This window comes from Sphingopyxis sp. JAI108 (assembly GCF_013410105.1).
Lineage (GTDB): Bacteria > Pseudomonadota > Alphaproteobacteria > Sphingomonadales > Sphingomonadaceae > Sphingopyxis > Sphingopyxis chilensis.
On sequence record NZ_JACCCJ010000001.1, the window covers coordinates 1226633 to 1249469 of the forward strand.

At 63.6% G+C, this 22837-nt stretch carries 23 protein-coding genes; 7 read left to right on the plus strand and 16 right to left on the minus strand.

What is annotated here, in order from left to right; all coding sequences use genetic code 11:
* The first annotated feature begins 541 nt into the window (after positions 1–541).
* Both HDC29_RS05835 and HDC29_RS05840 read left to right on the plus strand, forming a co-directional pair.
* Complete coding sequence (locus tag HDC29_RS05835) at positions 542–3010, plus strand: zinc-dependent metalloprotease (protein ID WP_179495280.1); 2469 nt, start codon at positions 542–544, stop codon at positions 3008–3010.
* A 49-nt stretch (positions 3011–3059) separates the two neighbouring features.
* A complete protein-coding gene (locus HDC29_RS05840) occupies positions 3060–3632 on the plus strand; it encodes an Lrp/AsnC family transcriptional regulator (RefSeq protein ID WP_179495282.1) in 573 nt (190 codons plus the stop codon).
* 109 nt (positions 3633–3741) lie between these two features.
* Here HDC29_RS05840 and HDC29_RS05845 read toward each other — a convergent pair whose 3' ends face one another.
* The 9 genes from HDC29_RS05845 to HDC29_RS05885 all read right to left on the minus strand — a co-directional run bounded on the left by HDC29_RS05845 (position 3742) and on the right by HDC29_RS05885 (position 11154).
* Positions 3742–4857: a saccharopine dehydrogenase family protein gene (locus HDC29_RS05845; RefSeq protein WP_179495284.1), complete on the minus strand. Its 1116-nt coding sequence runs from the start codon at positions 4855–4857 to the stop codon at positions 3742–3744.
* Positions 4851–5321, minus strand: coding sequence for a DUF2269 domain-containing protein (locus HDC29_RS05850; RefSeq protein ID WP_179495286.1), 471 nt, complete (start codon positions 5319–5321; stop codon positions 4851–4853). Before HDC29_RS05850 ends, HDC29_RS05845 begins: the two co-directional genes overlap by 7 nt.
* 271 nt (positions 5322–5592) lie before the next feature.
* On the minus strand, positions 5593–6189 hold the full coding sequence (locus HDC29_RS05855) for a VOC family protein (protein ID WP_179495288.1): 597 nt from the start codon (positions 6187–6189) through the stop codon (positions 5593–5595).
* Between the two features lie 15 nt (positions 6190–6204).
* Positions 6205–6822 carry a glutathione S-transferase family protein gene (locus tag HDC29_RS05860; RefSeq protein ID WP_179495290.1) on the minus strand — a complete coding sequence of 206 codons (618 nt, stop codon included), beginning with the start codon at positions 6820–6822 and terminating at the stop codon, positions 6205–6207.
* A gap of 47 nt (positions 6823–6869) precedes the next feature.
* Positions 6870–7781: an SMP-30/gluconolactonase/LRE family protein gene (locus HDC29_RS05865; RefSeq protein WP_179495292.1), complete on the minus strand. Its 912-nt coding sequence runs from the start codon at positions 7779–7781 to the stop codon at positions 6870–6872.
* On the minus strand, positions 7781–8428 hold the full coding sequence (locus tag HDC29_RS05870) for a carboxymuconolactone decarboxylase family protein (RefSeq protein ID WP_179495294.1): 648 nt from the start codon (positions 8426–8428) through the stop codon (positions 7781–7783). Before HDC29_RS05870 ends, HDC29_RS05865 begins: the two co-directional genes overlap by 1 nt.
* 140 nt (positions 8429–8568) lie before the next feature.
* Entirely contained in the window at positions 8569–8964 is a 396-nt protein-coding gene (locus tag HDC29_RS05875) for a nuclear transport factor 2 family protein (RefSeq protein ID WP_179495296.1), read from the minus strand.
* 10 nt (positions 8965–8974) lie between these two features.
* Positions 8975–9862, minus strand: coding sequence for an SDR family oxidoreductase (locus tag HDC29_RS05880; protein ID WP_179495298.1), 888 nt, complete (start codon positions 9860–9862; stop codon positions 8975–8977).
* The gene (locus HDC29_RS05885) at positions 9859–11154 is read right to left on the minus strand and encodes an MFS transporter (RefSeq protein ID WP_179495300.1); all 1296 of its coding nucleotides are present in this window, start codon (positions 11152–11154) and stop codon (positions 9859–9861) included. Before HDC29_RS05885 ends, HDC29_RS05880 begins: the two co-directional genes overlap by 4 nt.
* Before the next feature lie 108 nt (positions 11155–11262).
* On the opposite strand from HDC29_RS05885, the gene HDC29_RS05890 reads away from it, so the two are divergent.
* Positions 11263–12030: an SDR family NAD(P)-dependent oxidoreductase gene (locus tag HDC29_RS05890; protein ID WP_179495302.1), complete on the plus strand. Its 768-nt coding sequence runs from the start codon at positions 11263–11265 to the stop codon at positions 12028–12030.
* Between the two features lie 113 nt (positions 12031–12143).
* Here the strand turns inward: HDC29_RS05890 and HDC29_RS05895 are convergent, their stop codons facing one another.
* Genes HDC29_RS05895 through HDC29_RS05905 form a run of 3 tightly spaced genes read right to left on the minus strand, consistent with a single transcriptional unit; the run spans position 12144 to position 15612 of the window.
* Positions 12144–12854: a glutathione binding-like protein gene (locus HDC29_RS05895; protein WP_179495304.1), complete on the minus strand. Its 711-nt coding sequence runs from the start codon at positions 12852–12854 to the stop codon at positions 12144–12146.
* Positions 12851–13348, minus strand: a complete 498-nt coding sequence (locus tag HDC29_RS05900; protein WP_179495306.1) for a nuclear transport factor 2 family protein — start codon at positions 13346–13348, stop codon at positions 12851–12853. Before HDC29_RS05900 ends, HDC29_RS05895 begins: the two co-directional genes overlap by 4 nt.
* A gap of 11 nt (positions 13349–13359) precedes the next feature.
* Positions 13360–15612, minus strand: a complete 2253-nt coding sequence (locus HDC29_RS05905) for a TonB-dependent receptor (protein ID WP_179495307.1) — start codon at positions 15610–15612, stop codon at positions 13360–13362.
* A 123-nt stretch (positions 15613–15735) separates the two neighbouring features.
* Here HDC29_RS05905 and HDC29_RS05910 point away from each other — a divergent pair, with 123 nt between their 5' ends.
* Together HDC29_RS05910 and HDC29_RS05915 are read left to right on the plus strand one after the other, a co-directional pair.
* Positions 15736–16242, plus strand: a complete 507-nt coding sequence (locus tag HDC29_RS05910; protein ID WP_179495308.1) for a DUF3237 domain-containing protein — start codon at positions 15736–15738, stop codon at positions 16240–16242.
* Position 16243: 1 nt separating this feature from the next.
* A complete protein-coding gene (locus HDC29_RS05915; protein WP_179495309.1) occupies positions 16244–16969 on the plus strand; it encodes a glutathione binding-like protein in 726 nt (241 codons plus the stop codon).
* Positions 16970–17022: 53 nt separating this feature from the next.
* On the opposite strand, the gene HDC29_RS05920 is transcribed toward HDC29_RS05915, so the two are convergent.
* Entirely contained in the window at positions 17023–17676 is a 654-nt protein-coding gene (locus HDC29_RS05920; protein WP_179495310.1) for a hydrolase, read from the minus strand.
* Positions 17677–17825: 149 nt separating this feature from the next.
* Between HDC29_RS05920 and HDC29_RS05925 the strand changes: the two genes are divergently transcribed.
* The gene (locus tag HDC29_RS05925; RefSeq protein WP_179495311.1) at positions 17826–18716 is read left to right on the plus strand and encodes a LysR family transcriptional regulator; all 891 of its coding nucleotides are present in this window, start codon (positions 17826–17828) and stop codon (positions 18714–18716) included.
* A 4-nt stretch (positions 18717–18720) separates the two neighbouring features.
* On the opposite strand, the gene HDC29_RS05930 is transcribed toward HDC29_RS05925, so the two are convergent.
* The gene (locus tag HDC29_RS05930; RefSeq protein WP_179495312.1) at positions 18721–19425 is read right to left on the minus strand and encodes a glutathione S-transferase family protein; all 705 of its coding nucleotides are present in this window, start codon (positions 19423–19425) and stop codon (positions 18721–18723) included.
* 4 nt (positions 19426–19429) lie between these two features.
* Positions 19430–20593: a CaiB/BaiF CoA-transferase family protein gene (locus tag HDC29_RS05935; protein WP_179495313.1), complete on the minus strand. Its 1164-nt coding sequence runs from the start codon at positions 20591–20593 to the stop codon at positions 19430–19432.
* 118 nt (positions 20594–20711) lie between these two features.
* Here HDC29_RS05935 and HDC29_RS05940 point away from each other — a divergent pair, with 118 nt between their 5' ends.
* On the plus strand, positions 20712–21614 hold the full coding sequence (locus tag HDC29_RS05940; RefSeq protein WP_179495315.1) for a hydroxymethylglutaryl-CoA lyase: 903 nt from the start codon (positions 20712–20714) through the stop codon (positions 21612–21614).
* 50 nt (positions 21615–21664) lie between these two features.
* Here HDC29_RS05940 and HDC29_RS05945 read toward each other — a convergent pair whose 3' ends face one another.
* Positions 21665–22576, minus strand: coding sequence for a DMT family transporter (locus HDC29_RS05945; RefSeq protein WP_179495317.1), 912 nt, complete (start codon positions 22574–22576; stop codon positions 21665–21667).
* Positions 22577–22837: the final 261 nt, after the last annotated feature.

Sequence of the window (22837 nt, forward strand, 5' to 3'; positions counted from 1 at the left end):
AGCTTGGTCACACCGGCGAGGTGCCGGTCAGCGGAATCCGCCCCGCTGTTTTCCCATCGTTTCGACCCACCCCCGCAGTAATTGCGAGGACCATTTGCCGGAAGTGCCCGTTGGCCCGTGGCCTTCGGTGCTCCTTGCCGGACACTGGCGATCCTAGCGGGAAGCGGGTGGGCGATCTCACGAAAGATCAAGCATATCGGGTCAAATGATGACTGATTCTGTCTTCAAAAGCCATATCTGCATAAAAATCATGTGCGACTCTGGCTGGAGGCGCAATTTACGATCAACGCTGTGCAGAGTGATTCGAAAATGCGGCGCAGCACCCCGATTGCGCACTCAAAGCCAACGCAGCCAATCAGGATGAAATGGAATTTCTGCACAAGTCACGCCTATCGCGCCGGAATTCATCACATAAAGCCTTTTGCCGACCGATAAGTTCGGGGATGCTGCTCTTTGATATCTGTTAGTCTCGCCAAGTCTCTTCGTGTCATCCCGATGCGTTGTTGCCGCCGATCGGTCCAGGAACAGGGGTCCAATTCCTATGACGAATACATTGCGTAACAAGCGCTTGGCCAAGCAGCTGCTCTTCGCGGCAACCGCGCTGGGGCTGGCACCGGGAACCGCGGTACTTGCCGCGCCCGTTCGCGTGACCGCCTCGCCCGACGGCGCGTTGTTGCCGGTGGAAGTGGACGCGCAGACGGGCAAGGTTCTGCTGGTCCTGCCCGCGTCCGACGCGGATGGCGTTTCGGGTCGCTATTTGTTCACGCAGGCGATCAAGACCGGGCTGGGTTCCGCTGCGATCCGCATCGACCGCGGTATGCAGGGCGACACCAAGGTGCTCGCTTTCCGGCGTTTGGGCGGCAAGGTCGCGGTGGTTTTCGAAAACCCGCGCTACCGTGCGACCGGGGACGCGGGCGTTGCCAAAGGCGCGCGCGCCAGCTTTCCGTTCAGCACGGTCGCTATGCTTGAAATCGTCGGCGATGCCCCCGTCGCAGGCCCGGTCAAGGTCGATTTGACTCCATTTTTGATGACGGACGCGATGGACTTGGCCGGGGCGATCGGGGCAGAGGCCAAGGGTTACAAGCTTTCGGAAAAGCTCAGCGCGGTCGATACGGGATCGGTCAAGGTCTTCCCGCGCAACATCGAATTGGAAACGGTGCAGACCTTCGTCGCCGACACGGCAGGGCGCGAACTCGACACGCTGGCGCCCGACGGCCGTGCGGTCAGCTTTACCGTCCACTCCTCGTTGGTGGCCTTGCCCGAACCTGGATATGTGCCCCGCCGGTTCGACATCCGCTCGGGGGCGCACGCGACGCAGATCTATGACTATGGCACGCCGCTTGGCTCGCCAATGTTGGTCGAATATGCCAACCGTTTCCGCCTGGAAAAAACGGACCCGACCGCCGCGCGTTCGACGGTGAAAAAACCGATCATCTTCTACATCGACAGCGCCGCCCCCGAGCCGCTCCGCACCGCGCTCGCCGATGGCGTCCGCTGGTGGGCCGACGCCTTCGACGCAGCCGGCTTTATCGATGCCTTCAAGGTTGAAACCCTGCCGCCCGGCGCCGACCCGCAGGACGTGCGGTACAATATGGTCAACTGGACCGACCGGCAGAATCGCAGTTGGTCCTATGGCGGGGGTGTCATCGATCCCCGGACCGGAGAGATCATCAAGGGCAATGTGGTGTTGGGCGCGCTGCGCGTGCGGCAGGACATCACGATCTTTGAAGGGCTAGTCGGAACCGCGCAAAATGGCAGCGGTGGTTCGAACGATCCGGTGCGCGCGGCGCTGTCGCGCATCAGCCAGCTCGGCGCGCATGAAGTCGGCCATTCGCTCGGCTTCGTGCATAATTTCAAGGCCAGCCTGCAGGACCGCGCCTCGGTGATGGACTATCCAGGGCCGAAGGTCCTCATCGATAATGGCAAGCTGGACCTGAGCGATGCCTATGCGTCCGGCATCGGCAATTGGGACAAGTTCACCGTCGATTGGCTCTACGGCCAGCCTGCGCCCGGTGCCGATCCCGACGCCGATGCCACGGCCAAGGCCGACGCGGCGCAGAGGGCGGGAATCGTCTTTGGGACCGACATCGACGGCCGCGCCGCGGATCTGGCGGTCCCGGGTGTGAATATGTGGACCGAGGGGCAGGACACGCCCGCTGACCTCGCGCATACGATGGCGGTACGCCGCATCGCCTTACAGACCTTCGGCCCGAATGTGTTGCAGCCGGGAGAACCGCTTGCGAACCTGCGCCGCAAGTTCGTGCCGATCTGGCTGTTCCATCGCTATTCGATCGACGCCACCGGCAAGCTGGTGGGCGGTGTGCGCTACGATTACGCCGTGGTCGGCGATGGCAAGCCGGCGCCGAGCCCGGTTCCGGCGCAGGAGCAAATCGCCGCGATCGACGCGATGGTGGCGAGCCTTTCCGAGCGTGAACTGACGGTGCCGGCTGCGCTGTCGATGATGCTGTCGAGTGGAACGAGTGCCCGCCGCGATGCCGAAATGGCGCCCGAACTGTTCCTCGGCGCCGGATCGGCGGTCTTCGATCCGCTGGTGGCCGCTCAGGTGGCGGCGCAAGTCACGCTCGACAGCCTGCTCGCGCCGGCGCGCCTGACGCGCCTGCACATCCAGCATGGCTATGATCCGGCACAGCCCGGGGTGATGGCACTGCTCGACAAGCTGCGGCCGGTTATCGGTGCGCACGACCATGTCGTCGAGCGGCGCGTCTCGCAGACGACATTGCTGGCGATCGCAGCCACTTCGCGCGATCCGGCGACTCCGGCCGATGTGGGGGCGGTGCTCGATGGTTTCATCAAGGAGATTGCGAGCGGCTTCGCCAATACGCAGCGGAAAAGCGACGAAGGATTGTGGCTGCTGTCGATGGCAAGCACGCTGTCCGATCCCAAGCGGATCGAGGCTGAAATCGGCAAGCAAAGCCGGCCCAGACCCGACATTCCGGCGGGTATGCCGATTGGCGATACCGGGTGGTTCGACGGGCTGCTATCGAATTAATTGATCCTTTTCCCCTCTTTCGTTTGAAATTCCGGAGGCTTTAGCCATTATGGCCTTGAAATCAAAAAAAGGGGTGCAAAGCAATATGGATCTGCCGCCCGGCCGACCGAACTGGCTCGATTCGGCGCGAAGCCGTCCCGTCCAGCACGAGCTTGACGATACCGACTTTCGTCTGATGCGTGCCCTCGTCGCCGAAGGGCGCGCATCGGATGTATGGCTGGGCGACAATGTGCACCTTTCCAGCACAGCGGTGGCGCGACGACGCAAGATTCTGGAGGAAACCGGCTACATCACCCATTATTCGGCGAATCTCGACGTGCGATCTCTGGGATATGGTACGCTCGTGGTAGTCTCGATCGAGCTGGTATCGCAGGCCGAAAATGTCCTGCAGGATTTCGAACGGGCCGTATTGCAGAGCCCTTCGATGCGTTTTTGCGCCTTCGTCTCGGGCGACACCGACTTTCTGATGATCCTGAACGTCCAGTCGCTCGAGGATTACGATATGATTTATCGCAAGGAATTGTCGGTCCTGCCGCACGTCGCCCGCATCCGCAGCAGCTTTGTATTGCGTGAAGTCGCGAATCGTCAGATCGCGCCGGCAATCTTGCAGTCGCGCCCGTAATGTTCTTCGGCTTGAGGTTGAATTGAAGGGCTCCCGAAGGGGTGATTTTCCGTCCTCGAAATCGGAAACCGTCGGATCATTGCGATAGCTGAACGGTTGCTTTGAGACCTCAGGCTTCGATGTCGTCTCGATTGATCTCGATATCGAGATCTGACAGCGCCGCAAGATAGCTGTCGAGATCAATCAGATCGACACAGGGCCTTGCGCCGGGTTTCCTAACCCTCTCTCTTGCCAACTGCCGGGCCAGCAGGATCGCCGGCATGCAAGGAATGTAGGGCCCGTGGCCCGACCTCGCGACAATCCAGAAGCGTCGCTCCAGCGGGTTGCCGTCATGACCTAGGCCGCTCATGAACATGTGGAAGCCACTTCGCCCGGACCCGAACCGGTCGAATGCGAAAGCGAGTTTGAGCAGCGATCCGGCATGGTCGCTGAGCGATCCGATCACCCGCAACCGTACTAGCACGCCCAACATACGCGTGCCGATATGGAGAGCCTTCAACTCATGCCCGGCGCAAAAGCGCATCGATCGGAGCGTGGGATAGCGTTGGGGAAACAGTGTCAGGTCGGGGATATCGCAGTTGCCGAATAGACGGGTGCCAAGACCAGGGTAACGGACGGCATGCGTATCTTCCCAGCCATAGACGGTTTTCATCGCACCATCGCGCAGCATCTCGATCGGCTTGCCGACATAGCTCAGCACAGCGGAGGTTGTTGCCAGACCTCGATTGGTGTGTTGCGCCGCGCTGATCCCATAATCGACAGCCTTCAGCCGTCCGAAGGACGGGAGATAGGCGTCAATCACGGCTGCGGTCAGACAGGGGACGGAGCTGGCACCACTAACGACCAGCACATCCTTCGCCTTCGCCTCGGCATCGAGCCGGTCGATCGTCGCCACGAACTCCCGAGCATCGGCGAGATCGAGATAATGACAGCCCTGCGCGATGCATGCCCTTGCGACGCGATGATCCTGCGTCTGAAAAGGTCCGGTGGTGTGGATGACAATGTCGGGCGCGATACGACCCAACGCTTCGGTGAGATCGCCATCAATGTCGATCGCATGACCTTCGGCGGCATTGGCGGCTTCGAGCGATGCCGAAAACGCATGTGCCTTGTCCGCCGATCGTCCACCGATCAGCAGGCGGATGCTCTCGTCATTGGCAAGGGTCCGCGCGATATATGTGCCGAAATTGCCATAGCCGCCGATGATCAGGATGCGCGCTACCATGTGGGCTTGGTCACCATCAGCCAGAAGATGACGACCAGTCCGCCGAAAGCGGGCCAGCCCAGCACGAACCATTTGCGAAACAGCCGCTCGTAGGCGGCTTCGTCAATTGCCTCGCCTCGCGCGTGCGCTTCCATCATCACCTTCATGCGTATCTGGATGAAGACAACGGGCACCCAGCACAGCGCCGCCAGCAGATAGAGACCATAGGTGACGACCAGCCAATAATCGTCCCACAGGAAGCCGCCCTGCCACACCAGCCATACGCCGGTCAGCGGCTGGACGATCACGGCAGGTAGGGTGAAGAGGAAATCCGCCTTCACCGTCATGCGTGCGGCAAAGGCGCGTTCGACCGGAACGCGGCTGCGACTTCCGAAGAACATGAAATTGGCGATGCCGATCCCCGTTCCGAACACGATCGTCGCACTTACAATATGCAACGTTTTGACGAGGGAATAGAGATCCATGGAATGTCGCTACCGCACTGCACGATGCGCCGCTAGAGCTACAAGAGATGTGGGGATCGTTCAATTTTTCGGGGCGACTACGCCTCATCCGTGAAGCGCAGCATTGTGGGCGGCAGTTGCCCCGAAAGTGTGCAAGAGGAATGGCAGCTCTCGAGTGCCGGGCAATCTGAAACTACCATTCCGCTATCGGTCGGAACCCACCATCGCCAAAAAAGAACCCGGCCAAAAGACCGGGTCCAGGAGGAGTTCAGCATGGTGTTTTCGGGACTGTCTATTCGGCGGGCACCGGGGTGCGACCGGTGATGAGGCCTTCGCGCTTGGTGCCGTCGGCCTGCACCGGGTCGTGCGCGACGTCGCTTTCGTCGAAGGTTTTGGTCCATGCGGCGAATTCGAGGCAGACGCCGTCGGGGTCGAAGAAATAGACCGAACGCACGAAGACTCCGGGGTGGAGTTCGTCGGTCGACTGCATCGGGCTATCGTCGTGGTTCAGCACCTTGCTGACGTTGATGCCCTTCTCGACCAGGCGGTTGTAATATTCGTCGAACTTGTCGGCGCGGACGTTGATCGCGATATGGTTCATCGACCCGTGCGCCGATACGAAGCTGCCCTGCGTCGGCAGCGCCGCGGGGGCCGAGATGCCGGGAACCGCTTCGGGCGCTTCGGGGAACCAGAAGAAGGCGAGGCTGTCGCCATTGCCGATGTCGAAGAAGAAATGCTGGCCGCGCCCGCCGGGCAGGTCGATGGTCTTGGTCAGCGGCATGCCGAGCGTATCGCGGTAAAATTCGACCGTTTTCGCCATGTCCTTGCACACGAGTGCGAGGTGATTGACCCCGCAGAATTCGAACTCGCTATTTTCTGCAGCCATCATCCATCTCCTTGTCGTTCAGCTTGCGGTGGCGCTGGGGCGGCTTTTCATCCGCTCGTACCAGCCGAGAATATTCGTATTGGCGGGGTCGATCGGCTGACCGACCGACGCACCGAAATCGAGGAAGGCGAACAGCATGATGTCGGCGAGGGACAGCGTGTCGCCCGCAACATAGCCCCGCCCCGCGATCAGCGGATCGAGCCATTTGATGCCATCCTGTGCGGTAGCCTTCAGCCCCTCGGCAGCTTCGGGCAGGCAGCGCAGCCGCTGCTCGAACAGCGGTAGCCCCTCTGCGAAACGGAAGCCGTTGGTCAGCGGCTCGCAAATCTTGAGGTCGATACGGCGCGTCCACATGCGGGTGTTCGCGCGCTCCTCGGGGGTCGAGCCGATCAACGTGCGATCGGGAAAACGCTCGTCGAGATATTCGCAGATCGCCGTGACTTCGCAAAGGAAACCGCCGTCGTCGAGTTCGAGCGCGGGCGTCTGTCCGGCGGGGTTCACCTCGACATTATAGGGTGCGCGCCGGTTCTCGCCACCGCGCAGGTCAACGGTGATCTCCGGGATCTCGATACCCTTTTCGGCCATGAACAACTTCACGACGCGCGGGTTGGGGCCGACGCTGGTATAGAATTTCATCCTGTCCTCTCCCGATCCTTTTATCATCATCCGGATCAATCGTCAATTTAGTTGACGGTTAACCCGGGGCGCGGCCAGCGGACGCGATAGAGCGTGCCGGTCGTCGATCCCGTAATATAGGCGTCGCGCCGGTCTGCGCCGCCGAAGGCGATGTTCGTGATCCCGACATCGGGCAGCGGCACGAATTCCGAACCGCCGCCGTCGGGATCGAAGACGGTGATCCCGCCTTCGACCATCGTGCCGACGCAGATGCGTCCGCTTTCCTCGATTGCCATGCTGTCGAGCAGGCGAAAGGCGGGCGGGGTTCCGACGAAGCGGCCGGGCGCCCAGGGCGGCGGCGGCGCGAGGGTGCCGGGTGCCAAGATGTCCATCGCCCAGACGCGCGCCGTCATTGTCTCGCTGACGTACAGTGTCGTGCCGCCCGGCGAGAGGCCGATTCCGTTCGGCCCCATCATGTCGGCGCGCTGGCGGCTGATCTTCGATCCGTCGGCCGCCGCATAATAGACGGCGCCATGGTCGCGGCCGGTGTCGCGCACCTGTCCATGATCGGTGAACCAGAAGCCGCCGTCAGCGTCGAAGACGATGTCGTTCGGTCCCTTGAGCCGCTCGCCTTCGAAACCGTCATAGAGCGTCGTCACCGCGCCGGTGATCAGGTCGACGCGCTGGATCGACCCGCACGCCTCAGCGTGCGCGGCATGGCCGGGAAAGAGCAGACTGCCCGCATCGATCCACTCGAACCCGCCATTGTTGCAGACATAGGCCGCGCCATCGGGCCCGATCGCGAGCCCGTTCGGCCCGCCGCCAAGTTCGGCGACGACCGTCAGGCTGCCGTCCTCCGCAACGCGCGTCAGCGTCCCGCGCGCGATCTCGACGAGCAGCACCGATCCGTCCGCCATCGGCACCGGACCTTCGGGAAAGCGAAGGCCCGTCGCGACGGCCTCGGGCACGCCATAATCCATCACCCTTGGGCGGGGCGCGGCGCGCTGAGGAAGTCGGCGGCGCTGAAGCCCTCGGGCGCCGCGATCTCGACGATCGGATCCTCGCGCGCGTCATATTCCATGCGCAGCGCGCGGGTGATCACCGCGTGCATGTCGTACAGACATGTGATGTAGGTGAATTCGAAAATCTGCTCATCGTTCCAGAAACTCTTGAGCTTGTCGAATATCTCGAGCGGCACGCGTCCGCCGGCCTGGCTCAGGCAGTCGGCATAGGCGAGCACGGCGCGTTCCTGATCGTTGTAGCAGTCGGCAACGGTCCAGTGTGCGATGGCGGCGATCTTCTCTTCGCTGACGCCAAGGCCGCGGAGCGACTTGCAATGCTGCGAGAAGACGAACTGGCTGCCCTTGACCCAGCCCGCGCGCGTCTGGCCGAGTTCGCGCAGCACCGGATCGATCGTGCGCGCCGGGTTGCGGTAAACGGCAAAGCCTTTGACCGCATGTTCAAAGATGTCAGGGGACAGCGCGAACACCGTCCACCAGTCGCCGGGGGTGCCCGTCGCGGTGCCGGGTTCGGCAACGGGGTCGCGGTCGCCGAACAGGCGGTTGTAGTAAGCGAGGACGGTCTCGTCGGTGACCTCCGAGCGGGGAACCTGGCGCAGGACGGGCATGGGATACTCCTGAAAAATTATACTCGAACCTTCGTCATTGCGAGGAGCCGAAGGCGACGCGGCAATCTCCAGCTATCGGTCCAGCGCTAGGCCGATAGCTGGAGATTGCTTCGCTCCGCTTGCAATGACGAACCTCATCATCACGCCGCCGCGAATTTGCGGAATTCGGCGACGTGCGCGCTGTCGAAATACTCGTCGAGCCGCGTGATCTTGCCATTCTCGACCTTGCACACAATCGCGCAGGGCAGGCGGACCTCTCCATCGTCGTGGACGCGTTTGCCCGTCAATACATGCTGCTGGACGAAGCCGCCGGGAAAGGTGGTGAGCCGCCGGTCGGCATATTTGCGATCCTTGATCCGCGCGACCATGCCGGTCAGCGTCTGCGCCGTCTCGTCGCGCGTGACGATCAGCTCGTCGGTATTGTGCCAGATCTCGGCATCGGGCGTGAAGCTTTCGCGCATCGTTTCGATGTCGCCCGCTTCGATCGCGTCGAAAAAGCGCTGGGCCATCGCGCGAATGTCGTCCTGCTCTGCCATGATGCTCTCCTTAAGCTTTCGCGCCGAACATGCGACCGCCGTTGGCCGCGATCAGCCCATCGATGTCGTCGCCCCGGTATTCCGGGTCGGCGGAGGGGCCGAAGGAAGAAAGCATGTCCTGCGTCACCAGCTCGGCCATCGCCTTCCATTCGGGGTGGGTGAAGATCCAATATTCGCCGGTTTCGATCGCCTGCACGACGCGCGCACCGACTTTTGCAGGGTCCATGCCACCGGCGAGCACACCCTGCATCGCCTGGCTTGTCGCCGCCGCCTTGCCGAGCTCGTTTTCGACTGGGCGCAAGTCGCGCGTCGTCTCGACGATCCGCGTCGCGGACATGCCGGGCATCAGCACCGAGATATCGACGCAGCTTTCGGCGAGTTCGTTGCGGAGCGCCATCGCGATACCGAGCGTGGCGTATTTGGAGCTGATATAGGCGACCGAAATCGGCGGCGGCACGATCGCGACCATCGACGAGGTGATGACGAGATGGCTCGGCTCGCCGCTCGCCTTCATGTCGCCGAGAAAGGTGCGACAGGCATAAAGATGCGCGTGCGCGTTGACCGCATAGTTCCAGCGCCAGACGTCGGTGTCATATTCCTCGAACGGCCCCGACCCGCCGCCGACGCCGGCGTTACTGAACAGGATGCGGACGGCACCGAAATCGCGTGCCGCTTCTCCCGCTGCGGCCCAGCTTTCCTCGCTCGTCACGTCGAGCCGGAGGCCGAGAGCCTTCGCGCCTTCGCTTTGCAGTTGTGCCGCCGCAGTTTCGGCGCCTGTGCCATCGATATCGGCGAGGATGACCGATGCGCCCTTGGCAGCCAGCGCCTTGGCGGTGGCGAACCCAAGCCCGCTCGCTCCGCCGGTGATGAACGCAGTCTTGCCCGCGACGCTGGTCATTCGGCGAAATCCTTCTCAAGGTAGCGGGTCATGCGAAACTGCGCGAGGCCTGCGGCGGCGGCGAAGGGCATCAGCGCCATCAGCGCCCACCTGAGACTGTCGTCGCCATATCCGGGCTTCAGGCTGTCGCTGACGATCCCGGCGAACAGCGGGCCGAGGCCGAGGCCCACGATGTTGAACATCAGCATCAGCACGGCGGCGGCGGTCGCCCGGCTGCGCGGCGGCGTCAAATTCTGCACCAGAGCCAAGGCGGGCGCGACATAGGCGGTGCACGCCGCCATCGGGACCAGCATGAGGGCGAGCGACAGCTGCCAGCTGTCGACGAGCAGCGCGGCGATGAAGGTCGGGATCAGCACCAGCGTTGCGAGCGCGGGGATCGAACCATAGGCGCGTGCCGACCGTTTCGCCCGGTGGCTGACGAGCCAGCCGCCGCCGAGGATGCCGACGCCGAAGGTGATACCGGCGGCCGGGCCGAAATATGTTGCCATCGCGTCGAGTGGCATCTTCTGGGTCCGCATCAGGAAGGCGGGAATCCAGTTGAGCATGCCATAGCTGACGAAGGCGGCGAGCCCGCTGCCGATCATCACCATGCGCAGCGAGGGGCGGCGGATGAACATGGCGAGGCTCTGGCTGAAGGGCAGGGCTTCGTCGGCGGGCTTGTGTGTGTCCATCTGGCCCCGCGCGGGCTCGCGCACGAGCCAGATCAACAAGGGCGCGATCAATATGCCGACGATCCCGATGACGACAAACGCGTTGCGCCAGCCGATATTCGCCGCCGCCCATGCCCCGAAGGTGGCGCCGACGAATACGCCGAACGGGCCGTTGCAGGTAAAGGCACCGATCGCGAAAGGCCGCTGCGCCGGAGGATAATAATCCGCGATGACCGAGAGCGACGGTGCCGTTCCGCCTGCCTCGCCCGCGCCGACGCCAAAGCGCATCAGCGCGAGTTGCCAGAAGTTCGAGACCATGCCGCAGGCGGCGGTGAAACCGCTCCACACGACGCAAGCAATTCCGATCAGCTTCACCCGGTTCCAGCGGTCGGCGACCATCGCGACCGGCACGCCGGCGGCGGCGTAGAACAGCGCGAAGGCGAAGCCGGTGAGCAGGCCGAATTGCGTGTCGCTGAAATTCATCTCGGCGCGGATCGGCTCGACAAGCACCGACAGGAGCTGGCGATCGACGAAGTTGATCGTGCCGACGACGAACAGCATCGCGAGCGCGACGTTGCGGCGGAGCGCATGGCCGTTGCCCGGCGCTGCGGTGCCTGCACTGAAGGCGGTGGCCTCGGTCATAACTCTCCCCAAAAACGCGCGAGTCTTCTCGTCCGAAAAATACTTAGATATTTAAGTTTATCTGTCAATGTGCTTTACGGTAACGACCAGATCAATGGGAGAGAAGAGATGGATATCAACGGCAAGACCGCCATCGTGACGGGCTCTGCAGGCGGCATCGGCCGTGCGACCGCGGTGATGCTGGCGGCGCGCGGCGCGGCGGAGATCAGGCTGGTCGATGTGAAGGAGGACGCGCTTGCCGAAACGGCGCGCCTCGTCGCGGCAAAGGGCGCGCGCGTGACGACGCATATCCTCGACCTTTCCGACGTTCCGGCGGTCGAAGCCTGGTTCCAGGCGCATGGCGATGTCGATATCCTTCACAATAACGCCGGCGTCGTGTCGGGCCTGCCGCAGTTTCCCGATGTCGATGCGGCGCGCATCCGCTGGATCATCGACGTCAATGTCACCTCGCTCGTCGCCGCGACGCAGGTGGCGGTGCAGAAGATGAAGGCGCGCGGCGGCGGGGTGATCGTCAATACCGTCTCGACCGTCGCGCTCGGCGCCGGATTTTACGACGCGATGTATGCGACGACTAAGGCGGCGGTGATGATGTTCACGCGCTGCTGCGCGCCGCTCAAGGGGGAATGCAACGTCCGCGTCGCCGGCATGCTGCCGGGGCTGGTCGACACGCCGATCCTCGACACGACGGGGGCCGGCGGCAAATCGGAATGGATGGAACAAGTGCTCGCGAACAACGAGGCATGCGCGCCCGACGATATCGCGGGCGGGGTGATGGCGCTGATCGAGGACGACAGCCTTGCGGGCGGCGACTGGGTCGCGGTGCGGCGCTTGGGCGGGAAGGTCGAATATCAGTGGGGGCACGTCGATACGCTATGATCGCACCATCGTCATTGCGAGCGAAGCGAAGCAACCTCCAGCCAACGAACTCAGCCTATGGCCGCGAACTGGGGATTGCCGCGTCGCTTCGCTCCTCGCAATGACGAGTGTGACTAACGCGTCGGAGCTTCCAGCATATTCTTGCCGAACAGATTCGACCACTGCTCCTCGGTCAGCACCGGGCGCGCGCTCGACAGGTTCGCGGCGTTCTTGACGTCGGTTCCCGCCGTCACCGCAGGCCGCTCGCCGATGCGCGCGAACCAGTCGGCGACGGCGGGATAATCATCCAGCGTCAGCCCGATCGCACGGATCGCACGCGTCCAGGGCCAGCACGCGATGTCGGCGATGCTATATTCCTCGGCGAGATAGTCGGCTTCGCTAAGGCGGCCATTGAGGACATGAAGCAAGCGCAGCGTCTCGTTGCGATAACGTTCGACCGGATAGGTCTGCCCTTCGGGCGCATAGCGGATGAAATGATGCGCCTGACCCTGCATCGGGCCAAAGCTTGCCATCTGCCACATCAGCCATTGCTGCGCTTGGCTACGGCGACGCGGGCTTTCGGGAAGCAGCTGACCGCTCTTTTCGGCGAGATAGAGCAGGATCGCGCCGCTCTCGAACACCGGGAGCGGCGCGCCGCCGCCCACGGGCTCATGATCGACGATCGCGGGCAGGCGGCCGTTCGGGTTGATGCGGCGATATTCGGGGGTCAGGTGATCGCCCTCGAGCATGTTCATCGCGATGAGCCAGTGCGACAGGCCCACCTCTTCGAGCATGATCGAAACCTTGTGGCCGTTCGGCGTGGGCGTGAAATAGACGTCGATCATGCGGTGTTTCCTTCGGAGAAAATGGCGCGCGCGGCGGCGAAAGCGGTCTCGAACGCCTCTTTCCCGGCAGGATAGGCGACGACGGTCAGCGTCACGCCCGCGATCTTCCACCCGTCCCGCCGCACCAGCCGGTGCGTGTAGCGCCCGATCAGGTCGCCGAGCAGCGCGCGGTCCTCGACCCCGACGACGTGGACGGCATCGACGATGCTTGTCACCGTCGCGCGGTCGCCGTCGATGGTCGCGATAACATTGTGCAGTTGGTGCGCGGTCGCGTCGAAGCCTTCGAGCGTCCTGCAACGGTCCGTCCATTCGTCGGCGGGCACCGTCGCGACGAGCGACCCGATCGAACCATAGTCGACCGCGATCTCGTCGGTGAAGAGCGCGCGATACGCGTCCCAGTCGCGTGCATCGAGCGCGGTCGCGTAACAGGTCACGACCGCGGCCGCCGCTTCCCTGTCGAGGAAAGCCTGGGCCGCGGCCGATCCCTGGGACATCGTATCCGACCCTAGAACTTGATCCCCGCCTCGATCGAAATGTTGCGGGTGGGCTCCAGATAGAGGATCGCGCGCGGAACGGGTGTGATCGGCGCCGGCAGGTTGAACGCGCTGCCGATCGTTTTCTGGTTGGTCAGATTCTTGCCGACCAGCGCGAGGTGCCAACTGTCGTCCTGATCGGCGAGCTGGACGCGAAGGTCGAGTTTCACATAGCCGTTCTGAACCCCGAAGATCGGGCTCTGGTTGTCCGAGTTGAAATATTTCGAACGGCCGGCGGCGACGCCGGTGATGTCGAGCTTCATATCGTCTGACATGTCGAAGCGCGCGTGCGCGGTTACGCTGCCTGTCCATTTCGACGCGTAGGCGACCGGATAGCCGGCCAGGTTGTTCGTCGCCGGGGTGCAGGTCGCGGGTTGCGACGCGAGGCAGGCCGCGCCCGGATAATCGTCATATTTGATATCCGAATAGGCGGCCGACGCGCTGATGTCGAAATTGTCGATCGGGAAGATGCTCAGCGACCCTTCGACGCCCTTCGATGTCGCGGCGGCGGCGTTGCCGGTCAAATAGCTCGAGGTCGCGGGCTGATAGACCGAAACCTGGAGATCCTTGAACTTGGTGTGATAGGCGGAGACGTTCGCGACGACCTTGCCGTCGAACAGCGTCGACTTGACGCCCGCCTCGAAATTTTCGGACTGCTCGGGTTCGAAGGTGAAGGTGCTGTCGACGGTGCCGAGCGTGTTCGAGACGAAACCGCCCGATTTCGACCCGCGGCCCCATGTCGCATAGAGCATGACGCGCGGCGCGACGTCATATTGCACCGTCACCGACGGATCGACATTGCCTTCGCTGATCGAGCCCTCGGCGCTTGAAATCGGGCGTATGGCGAAGGGCCCGTAAACCAGTCGCGACGCGAAATCGCCGTCCTTCTTGGTGTGGCTATAGCGCAGGCTGCCGATCACGCGCAGCGCGTCGGTGGCGTTGAACGTTCCCTGCCCGAACACCGACCAGCTTTCGGCATCCTGGTTGAAGATGCTGTCGATGCGGCCGAAATAGGGGCCGGTGAACACGCCGGGGATATTGAGGTTGGGGATGTTGAAGCCCTGAAATTGCTCCAGCTGATAGTTGGATTTGTCGTAATAGGCGCCCGCTACGAATTCGAAGGTTCGGCCCGTCGGCGACAGGATGCGGATTTCCTGCGAGAATTGGTCGAAGCGTTCGGGGAAGGCGTTGTAGACCGAATTGGCGGTAAACGCGCCGCCGCTGTTCGGGATCGTCTGATCGAAGCCGTTGACGATCTTCGACTTGAACCAGCTGTAGCCGGTGACCGAGGTCAGCGTGAAATCGCCGAGCGCGAGGTTGCCAACGCCCGAGATCATCACCGACTTATTGTCGTTCCCCTCGTCGCCGAGCGCCGAGCGTTCGAGATAGCGATTGGTCTGCGGATCCTGGTCGCTGGTCAGCGGGCTCGACACGGTGATGCCGCCGATGACTTCGCGGTTTCCGTACTCGACCTTCGCCGTGTAATCGAAATTCGCCGACGGCTCCCACTTCAGCGTCAGGCGCAACAGCTGCGACCTGATCTCGGGATCGTCGTGATCCTTCGCGCGGTTGTAGATATAGCCGTCCTGGTTGACGATCTTGTACGCGAAGCGCGCGCCGAGCGTGTCGGAGATCGGCCCCGACAGATAGCCCGAGAAATCGGTGCCCTTGTGGTCGAAATTGTAAAGGCCGGTAATCGCGCCCTCGAAATCCCTCGTCGGACCCGCCGACACGACGCTGACCGCGCCGGCCGCGGTGTTCTTGCCGAACAGCGCACCCTGCGGCCCGCGCAGCACTTCGACGCGTTCGAGATCGAAGAAGGGCGCCTGCGCCTGGCGATTGCGACCGGCATAGATGCCGTCGACGTAGAGGGAGACCGACTGGTCGAAGGCGAAGTTCGCCGGCGGCGAGCCGAAACCACGGATATAGATGACGTCGTTGCCCGCAGTCGACTGGACGAAGACGTTCGGCGTGTAGTTCATCACCGCCTTGATGTCGCTGGTGTTGAATTCGGCGAGCTTGGCGCCGCTCACGACTTCCATCGAGATCGGCACGTCCTGCAAGCTCTGCTCGCGTTTTTGCGCGGTGACGATGATTTCGTTGGTGTTGCTGTCATCGATCTCCGCCGCGTCGGCGGGCGCCGCCTGCGCGAACGCCGGTGCGGCACCCGCGAGCATCGCGATTCCCGCGACGCCGGACAGCAGAAACTGGTTACGAGCCTTCATTGTCACCCTCCCATAGAGCTTGTTTGTTGCGGTCCCGGAAAGCCTTCCGATCCGTCAATCTGATTGACCCTTAGTATACTAATGGTTTTATACTTGTCCATAGGCAGGAAGAGGATTCGCATCATGGACGAAGAAAATTCGCGCGCTGAACCCACCGCGCTGGCGACGCGCCATCTGTGCACCGTCGAGTTCGAGGTAGGCGGCGGTATCATCGGCATCGGTGCCTCGCCGTTCGGCGATCAGCGGTTGGGATATATCAGCGGTGGTCGCTTTTTCGGTCCGCGTATCAACGGGATAGTATTGCCCGGTGGCGGCAACTGGTCACGCAGCGGGCGGCTGGGTGACGACGCTTCGGTCGGCACTTTCGATGCCCGCGCGGTGTGGCAGACGGACGACGGCGACCTCATTTATCTGAGCTATACAGGGCGCAATATAATTCCCGACGATGTCCGCGCGACCTTTGTCGATCCGGAGGTGCCCGACGCCGACCCGTCAAGATACTATCTGCGAATCGCGCCGGTGTTCGAAACCGCGAGCGCGAAATATGGCTGGCTCAACGGCGTGCTCGCCGTGGGCGTGGGCGCGCGCACCGATTTCGGGGTCCGCCATGTGATCCACGAGGTGCTTTGAGATGATCGACCTGCATTATTCGGCGACCCCGAACGGACAGAAGGTCGCGATCATGCTTGAGGAAATCGGCGAGCCGTATCGCGTCATCCCCTATGACATTTTCAACGGCGATCAGCTCGCCTCATCGTTCGGCCGTATCAATCCGAACCACAAATTGCCCGCGATCGTCGATCTTGCTCCGGCGGGTGGCGGCGATCCCGTGACGGTATTTGAGTCGGGAGCGATTCTGCAATATCTGGCCGAAAAGGGCGGGCGTTTCCTGCCGGCATCGGGCGCGGCGCGCGCGGCGACGCTGTCGTGGCTGACGTGGCAGGTCGCCGGGCTCGGGCCGATGGGCGGGCAGGCGAGTCACTTCCTGCGCTATGCCCCGGCGGGGCAGGATTATGCCGTCGAGCGTTATACCAAGGAATTGAAGCGCCTGCTCACCGTGCTCGAAAAGCGGCTGGACAAGAGCGCCTATGTCGCCGGCGACGAATACAGCATCGCCGATATGGCGATCTGGCCTGGCCGCGCATCGGCGTTCGTGATGGGCATGGGGCTCGACGAATGGCCGGCGATGCACAGATGGTTCGAACGCATCCGCGAACGCCCCGCCGTCGCGCGCGCGATAGCGCGCGAGGACCTGAAGGCGCCCGAGAAATATATCGGCCGCCACCAGACGCTCGACGAGAAGGAGTGGTCGAACATGTTCGGCGCCGCAAATCACGCAGCGGTGAAGGGCGACTGAAGGCGACGGCGCGCGAGAGGGTGCCGGGATCGGCGAATCCCGGCACCAACGGATCAGCCGGCCGCGTCGGGCACAGGCGTGTTGAGCAGTTGCTGTTCCCACAGATAGGCGATGCCGCTGCCCGCGGCGTGCTGGATGAGGACGTCGGTCAGTTCGGCGGCATGTTCGGTCCGCGCCCAGTCGCGCTGCCATTCCGCCGCGAGGGCAAGCCACGTCATCATGTTCGCGCCCGCTGCGATCATGCGCTGGATCGCAACCTCATGCGCCTCGATCGATGTCCCGCCCGACGCATCGGTGATGACCGTGACGTCCCAGCCTTCGCCGAGCGCCTGGATAACCGGCATCGCGACGCAGATCTCGGTCCACAGGCCCGCGATGATCAGCTGCTTGCGGCCCGTCGCCTTCACCGCGTCGACCACCTTCCGGTCTTCCCATGTGTTGATGAAGGTGCGGTCGATCACTTCCTGGCCGGGGAACAGATCGGTGATCTGGGGAAAGATAAGGCCGCCGCGATCGGCGACCACGCTGGTCAGGATGGTGGGGACGCCGAACGCCTTCGCGGTTTTTGCGAGGGCGGCCGAATTATTGACCACCGCGTGCGGATCGTGGCTGTTGAGGTTCGCCAGCTGATAGGGCTGGTGATCGATCAGGACGAGGACCGAATCCTCGGGGCGAAGGAGCGACGCGAGGCCGTTGCGAAAGGTCATGATTATCCCTTGCTGTCGATAGAGTAAGGCATTGTGCCGGCAGGCCCGCGCTCTCTGCGACATGGCCTGCACACGGGTATTGCCGTTCCCCAAGCCGATCCGGTAGTGTCGCCATCTGCCACACAGCGTCGCGGAATGAGGAACGGCTATTGGATATCGATGACCTGCGCACCTTTGTGGAAGTGGCCGACGCCGGGGGCGTGTCGCCCGCCGCGCGTCGGCTGGGTGTTTCCAAATCGATCGTCAGTCGGCGGCTATCGCGGATCGAGGCGGAGCTGGGCGTCCAATTGCTCGCGCGATCGACGCGCGGCGCCGCGCTGACCGAAGCGGGCGCCATCTTCCGCGACCATGCCGCCAGAGCCGGCGCCGAGATCGACGTGGCGAGGGAAACCATTCTTCCCGCGGGCGACCTCCGCGGCCGCTTGCGGGTTTCGGCGCCTCTGACTTTCGGCCCGACCCATTTCGCGCCCGTGCTTGCCGAAATGGCGCGCCGCCATCCGCGGCTTCATCTCCAGACCTGTTACACCGACCGGTTCGTCGATCTGATCGCGGAGGGTTATGATTGCGCGATCCGCGTCGGCTATCTGCAGGACTCCAACCTGATCGCGCGCCGTATCGGCCCGATGTACGGACGGTTGCTCGCCAGCCCGGCTTATATCGAAGCGCATGGTGCGCCCGAGACGCCCGACGAGCTCGTCGCCCATCAGGCGCTGATGCAGGGCACCGAAAGCTGGCAGCTCATGGACGGCGACAGGGTCGTAACGGTCCGTCCGCAGGGGCGTTTCAAGGCGGACAACGGGACGGCGTTGATCGCGGCGGCGGTGGCCGGACTCGGGGTTGCCTATCTCCCCGACGGCCTGTCGCATGACTATGTGGCCTCGGGCGCGCTCGTCCCCGTCATGACGCGGCATCTTCCGCCGCCTGCGGGTGTTTATGTCGTCCGCCCGCCCAGCCAGCACCCCGCGCGAAAGATACGGGAACTCACCGAACTGCTCATCGAATATTATGAACAGACGCCGGCGCTGGCGGGGTTTGCATAGCCGCTCAACGTGTCGCGTGCTGGCGGTCGCCCCATAGGATCGCGCGATGTTCGTCGGTGAAGCCGGTGAGCCCGCCCTCGATCGTCTCGGCGCGCGCGACGCCGACCTTCATCCCCTCGGCGACCGCTGGCCGTTCGAGCATGGCGGCGCCCCAGCGCTCGACATGGGGGAAGCGCCCGGCCTTCTCGATCAGCTGGCGGCGGAGATAGGGCAGGGTGGCCATGTCGGCGATGGTATAGTCGTGGCCGGCCAGCCATTCGGCCTCGCCCAGTCTTTTGTCGATCACCATCATCAGCCGGTCGACCTCGCGGCTGTACCGTTCGATCGCATATTCGTGCCGGTCCTTGGCATAGTGGGTGAAATGTGCCTCCTGCCCGAACATCGGACCGACGCCCGATAGCTGGAACGTCAGCCATTGCCAGCAGATCGCGCGCTTTACCGGGTCGGCGGGCAGGAAGCGCCCGGTCTTTTCGGCGAGATAGAGCAGGATCGCGCCGGTTTCCCACAGTATGAACCGCTCGCCGCCGGGTCCTTGATCATCGACGATCACCGGCGTCTTGTTGTTCGGGTTGAGCGCGAGGAATTCGGGGGTCAGCTGGTCGCCCGCAAGGATGTCGATATATTCGAGCCGCCAGTCGAGCTCCATTTCGAGGAGCGCGATCGCGATCTTGCGCGCATTGGGGGTCGGGCCGCCGTAGAGGGTGATCATCGCCTCAAGCCTCCCGTCCGAGCCATCGTTTCAGGACGTCTGCGCTATCCTGTCCAACCGTCAGCGGGGCAGGGCGGCGAACGCTGCCCGGCGTGGCTGACAGCTTGGGGAAGACACCCTGCATGGTGACTTCGCCCAATTCTTCGTCGGCGACCGTCACCAAGGCATCGCGCGCGGCGAAATGCGGGTCGGCCATCATGTCTTCGGCGTCGAAGACGCGGCCTGCGGGCACGCCGGCTTCGACCATCTTCGCTTCGAGTTCCTCGATCGTCAGCGTCCTCGTCCATTCGCCGATCAGCGCGTCGAGTTCCTCCTGCCGCACACCGCGCGCGCGGTGCGTGGCATAGCGTTCGTCGTGCGCAAGCTCAGGCCGCCTCATGGCGGCGGCGAGCCGCGCGAAGACGCCGTCCTGATTGGCGCCGATCAGATATTCGCCGTCGCGGCACGGATAGACGTTCGAGGGCGCGATGCCGGGCAAGGTCGATCCGGTGCGCCGACGCTTGGTGCCGCTCGCCGAATAGTCGGACACGGTCGATTCCATGACCTGCAGCACCGCCTCATAGAGGGCGGAATCGACGATCTGTCCTTCGCCGGTCTTGCTGCGGTGATGGAGCGCTGCGAGCGCCCCCATGCAGCCGTAAGTCGCGGCGAGCGTGTCGCCGATCGACACGCCCATGCGCGCGGGCGGCAGGTCGGGATAGCCGACGATACCGCGCCAGCCACCCATTGCCTCCCCGATACCGCCGAAGCCGGCGCGCGTGGAGTAAGGGCCGGTCTGACCATAGCCCGACACGCGCACGACGATCAGCCCGGGGTTCGCCGTGCGGAGTTCGGCGGGATCGAGATTCCACTTCTCGAGCGTGCCGGGACGGAAATTCTCGATCAATATATCCGCCTTCGCGATCAGCTCGCGTGCCAGCGCCTGGCCTTCTTCGGACCGCAGATCGACCGCTACCGAATATTTGTTGCGCGCGATCACGCGCCACCAGCTCGGCTTGTCGCCCTGACCCCAGTTGCGCATCTGGTCGCCGGTCACCGGCGGTTCGAGCTTGACGATTTCGGCACCCATGTCGCCGAGCAGCTGTCCGCAGAAGGGGCCGGCGATGAGCTGCCCCATCTCGACCACCCTGATGCCTTCCAGCGCGCCCCCGCTGCCCGTCTCGCTCATATCATTCCTTTCGCGGCCGACTCTGGTAAGACGGCCTGCTTCGTCGATGGCCTTTGTATACTTAGAATGCTATGTAATTTTCAACCTGCTAAATGACTCGGGATGTCGAAGGCGCAAGATGTTGAAAAATAAGGTGGTGAAACTGGTAGAGGTCGGCCCGCGCGATGGGCTCCAGAATGAAGCGGCGATCGTTTCCACCGCCGACAAGCTCGAACTCGTCCGCCGTGCGATCGAGTATGGCGTGCGTCGCATCGAGGTGACGAGCTTCGTCAATCCGAAGAAGGTGCCGCAGCTTGCCGACGCCGAGGACCTCGTCGCGATGCTGCCCGAGCGCGACGATGTGACCTATATCGGGCTCGTCCTCAACCGGCGCGGTGCCGAGCGCGCGCTCGCGACCGGGCGCATCGACGAACTCGGTGCGGTTTGCGTGACGAGCGACAGTTTCGGCATTCGCAATCAGGGCCAAAGCTCCGACGAATCGCTCGCCGCGGCGATGGAGATCGTTGCACTGGCGAGGGAGGCGGGGCGCAGCGGCCAGATCACCATTGCGACCGCCTTCGGCTGTCCGTTTGAAGGGCGCGTCGCGATCGAGCGCGTCGTCGAGATGGCGAAGCGCGCCGCCGACGCAGACCCGCGCGAAATCGCGCTCGCCGACACGATCGGCGTCGGGGCACCCGCGCAGGTTTCGGAAATGGTCGGCTGCGTGCGCGAGGCGGTCGGGGAACTCCCCGTGCGCGTCCATTTTCATAACACGCGCGGCACCGGCATCGCCAACGTCTGGGCGGCGGTGAACGAGGGGGCGGCGACTGTCGACGCGTCGCTCGGCGGGCTCGGCGGCTGTCCCTTCGCGCCCGGCGCGGCAGGCAATGTCGCGACCGAGGATGTCGTCTATATGCTCGAACGGAGCGGGGTCGCGACGGGTGTGGATTTGTCGAAGGTCGTCGAAGCGGCCGACTGGCTCACCGGCGTAATGGGGCGCCCCTTGCCGGCAATGGTCAGCAGGGCGCCCGTCTTTTCCTAGAGCGGTGTCGCCTAATATACTCCGTTTGGAAAAGCCTGACCAACGTGGCCCTAAAAGGTGGCGAGCAGCGCCATCACGACGCCGCCGACGACGAGCAGCAGCCCGACGATCTCGTGCCACCGCACCGGCTCGCGCAGGTAGAAATGCGCAAAGCCGATCGTGAACACGACCTCGACCTGCCCGACGATCCGCACCAGCGCCGCAGGTGCCGCGGCGAAGCCGATATACCAGCAGGCTGAGCCGAGCGCCGACAGCAGCCCGACCTGGCTCGAATTGCGCCACGTCCGGAAAACCGCGCGCAGGGTATCGCGGTCGCGCAGCGCGACCCAGAGGATGTGCAGTCCGGTCTGGATTGCCATCACGACGACGAGCGTGACGAGCGCCGATCCGACCAGGTCGATATCTTCCAGTTCGGCGGTCGCGAGTTTCACGGCGATCGCCGCGAGCGCGAACATCGATCCCGCGCCGAGCCCGCACAGCGCCGCCGGCTGGCCGAACGCGCGCCTGAGCTCGCGCGCCGAAACCCCGCGTCCGGCGAGCGCGAGCACCAGCACGCCCGCAACCCCGGCGACGATCCCGATCCATGCGAGCAGCGGCAATCGCTCGCCAAGGAACAGCGCGGTGACGAGCGCCGCCTGCACCGCTTCTGTCTTGGAAAAGGCGGTGCCGACGACGAAGCCGCGATGCCCGAAAGCCATGATCAGCAGGATCGTTCCCGCCATTTGCGTGATTGCCCCCGCGACGGTGAAGGCCGCGAAAGCCGCACCGAATATCGGGACGGCGTCGCGCTGGATCGTCAGCCAGATGGTGGCGAAGGCAAGGGCGAAGGGAACGCCGTAAAGGTAGCGGATCAGCCCCGCGCCGCTGACGCTGAGCTCGGCGCGCAGGCGCTGTTGCAATGCGGTGCGCCAGGCCTGGAACAGGCCGCCAAACAGCGATGCGGGAAGCCAGATGGGATTCATGTCCTACTTCCGCGCCGCGCCGCGTCCCCGATTCGTTCCCAGCCCTGCATCGCTTTGCCATGCAATACTTTTATTGCTAAGTATATGAGACAGTCTCCGGAAGCGCGGGGCGCATCCGTCCGGGTGACCTGCCACACCAATCAGCTAGACCCGCGCCGCTCCACGCGGCACAAACGGTGCGGGAGAGCAAATGACACATACCGACCAACAGCCGCGCCCCGCCGCTCCGGCCTTCTGACATGGCTGCCCTCGACCTTCCGC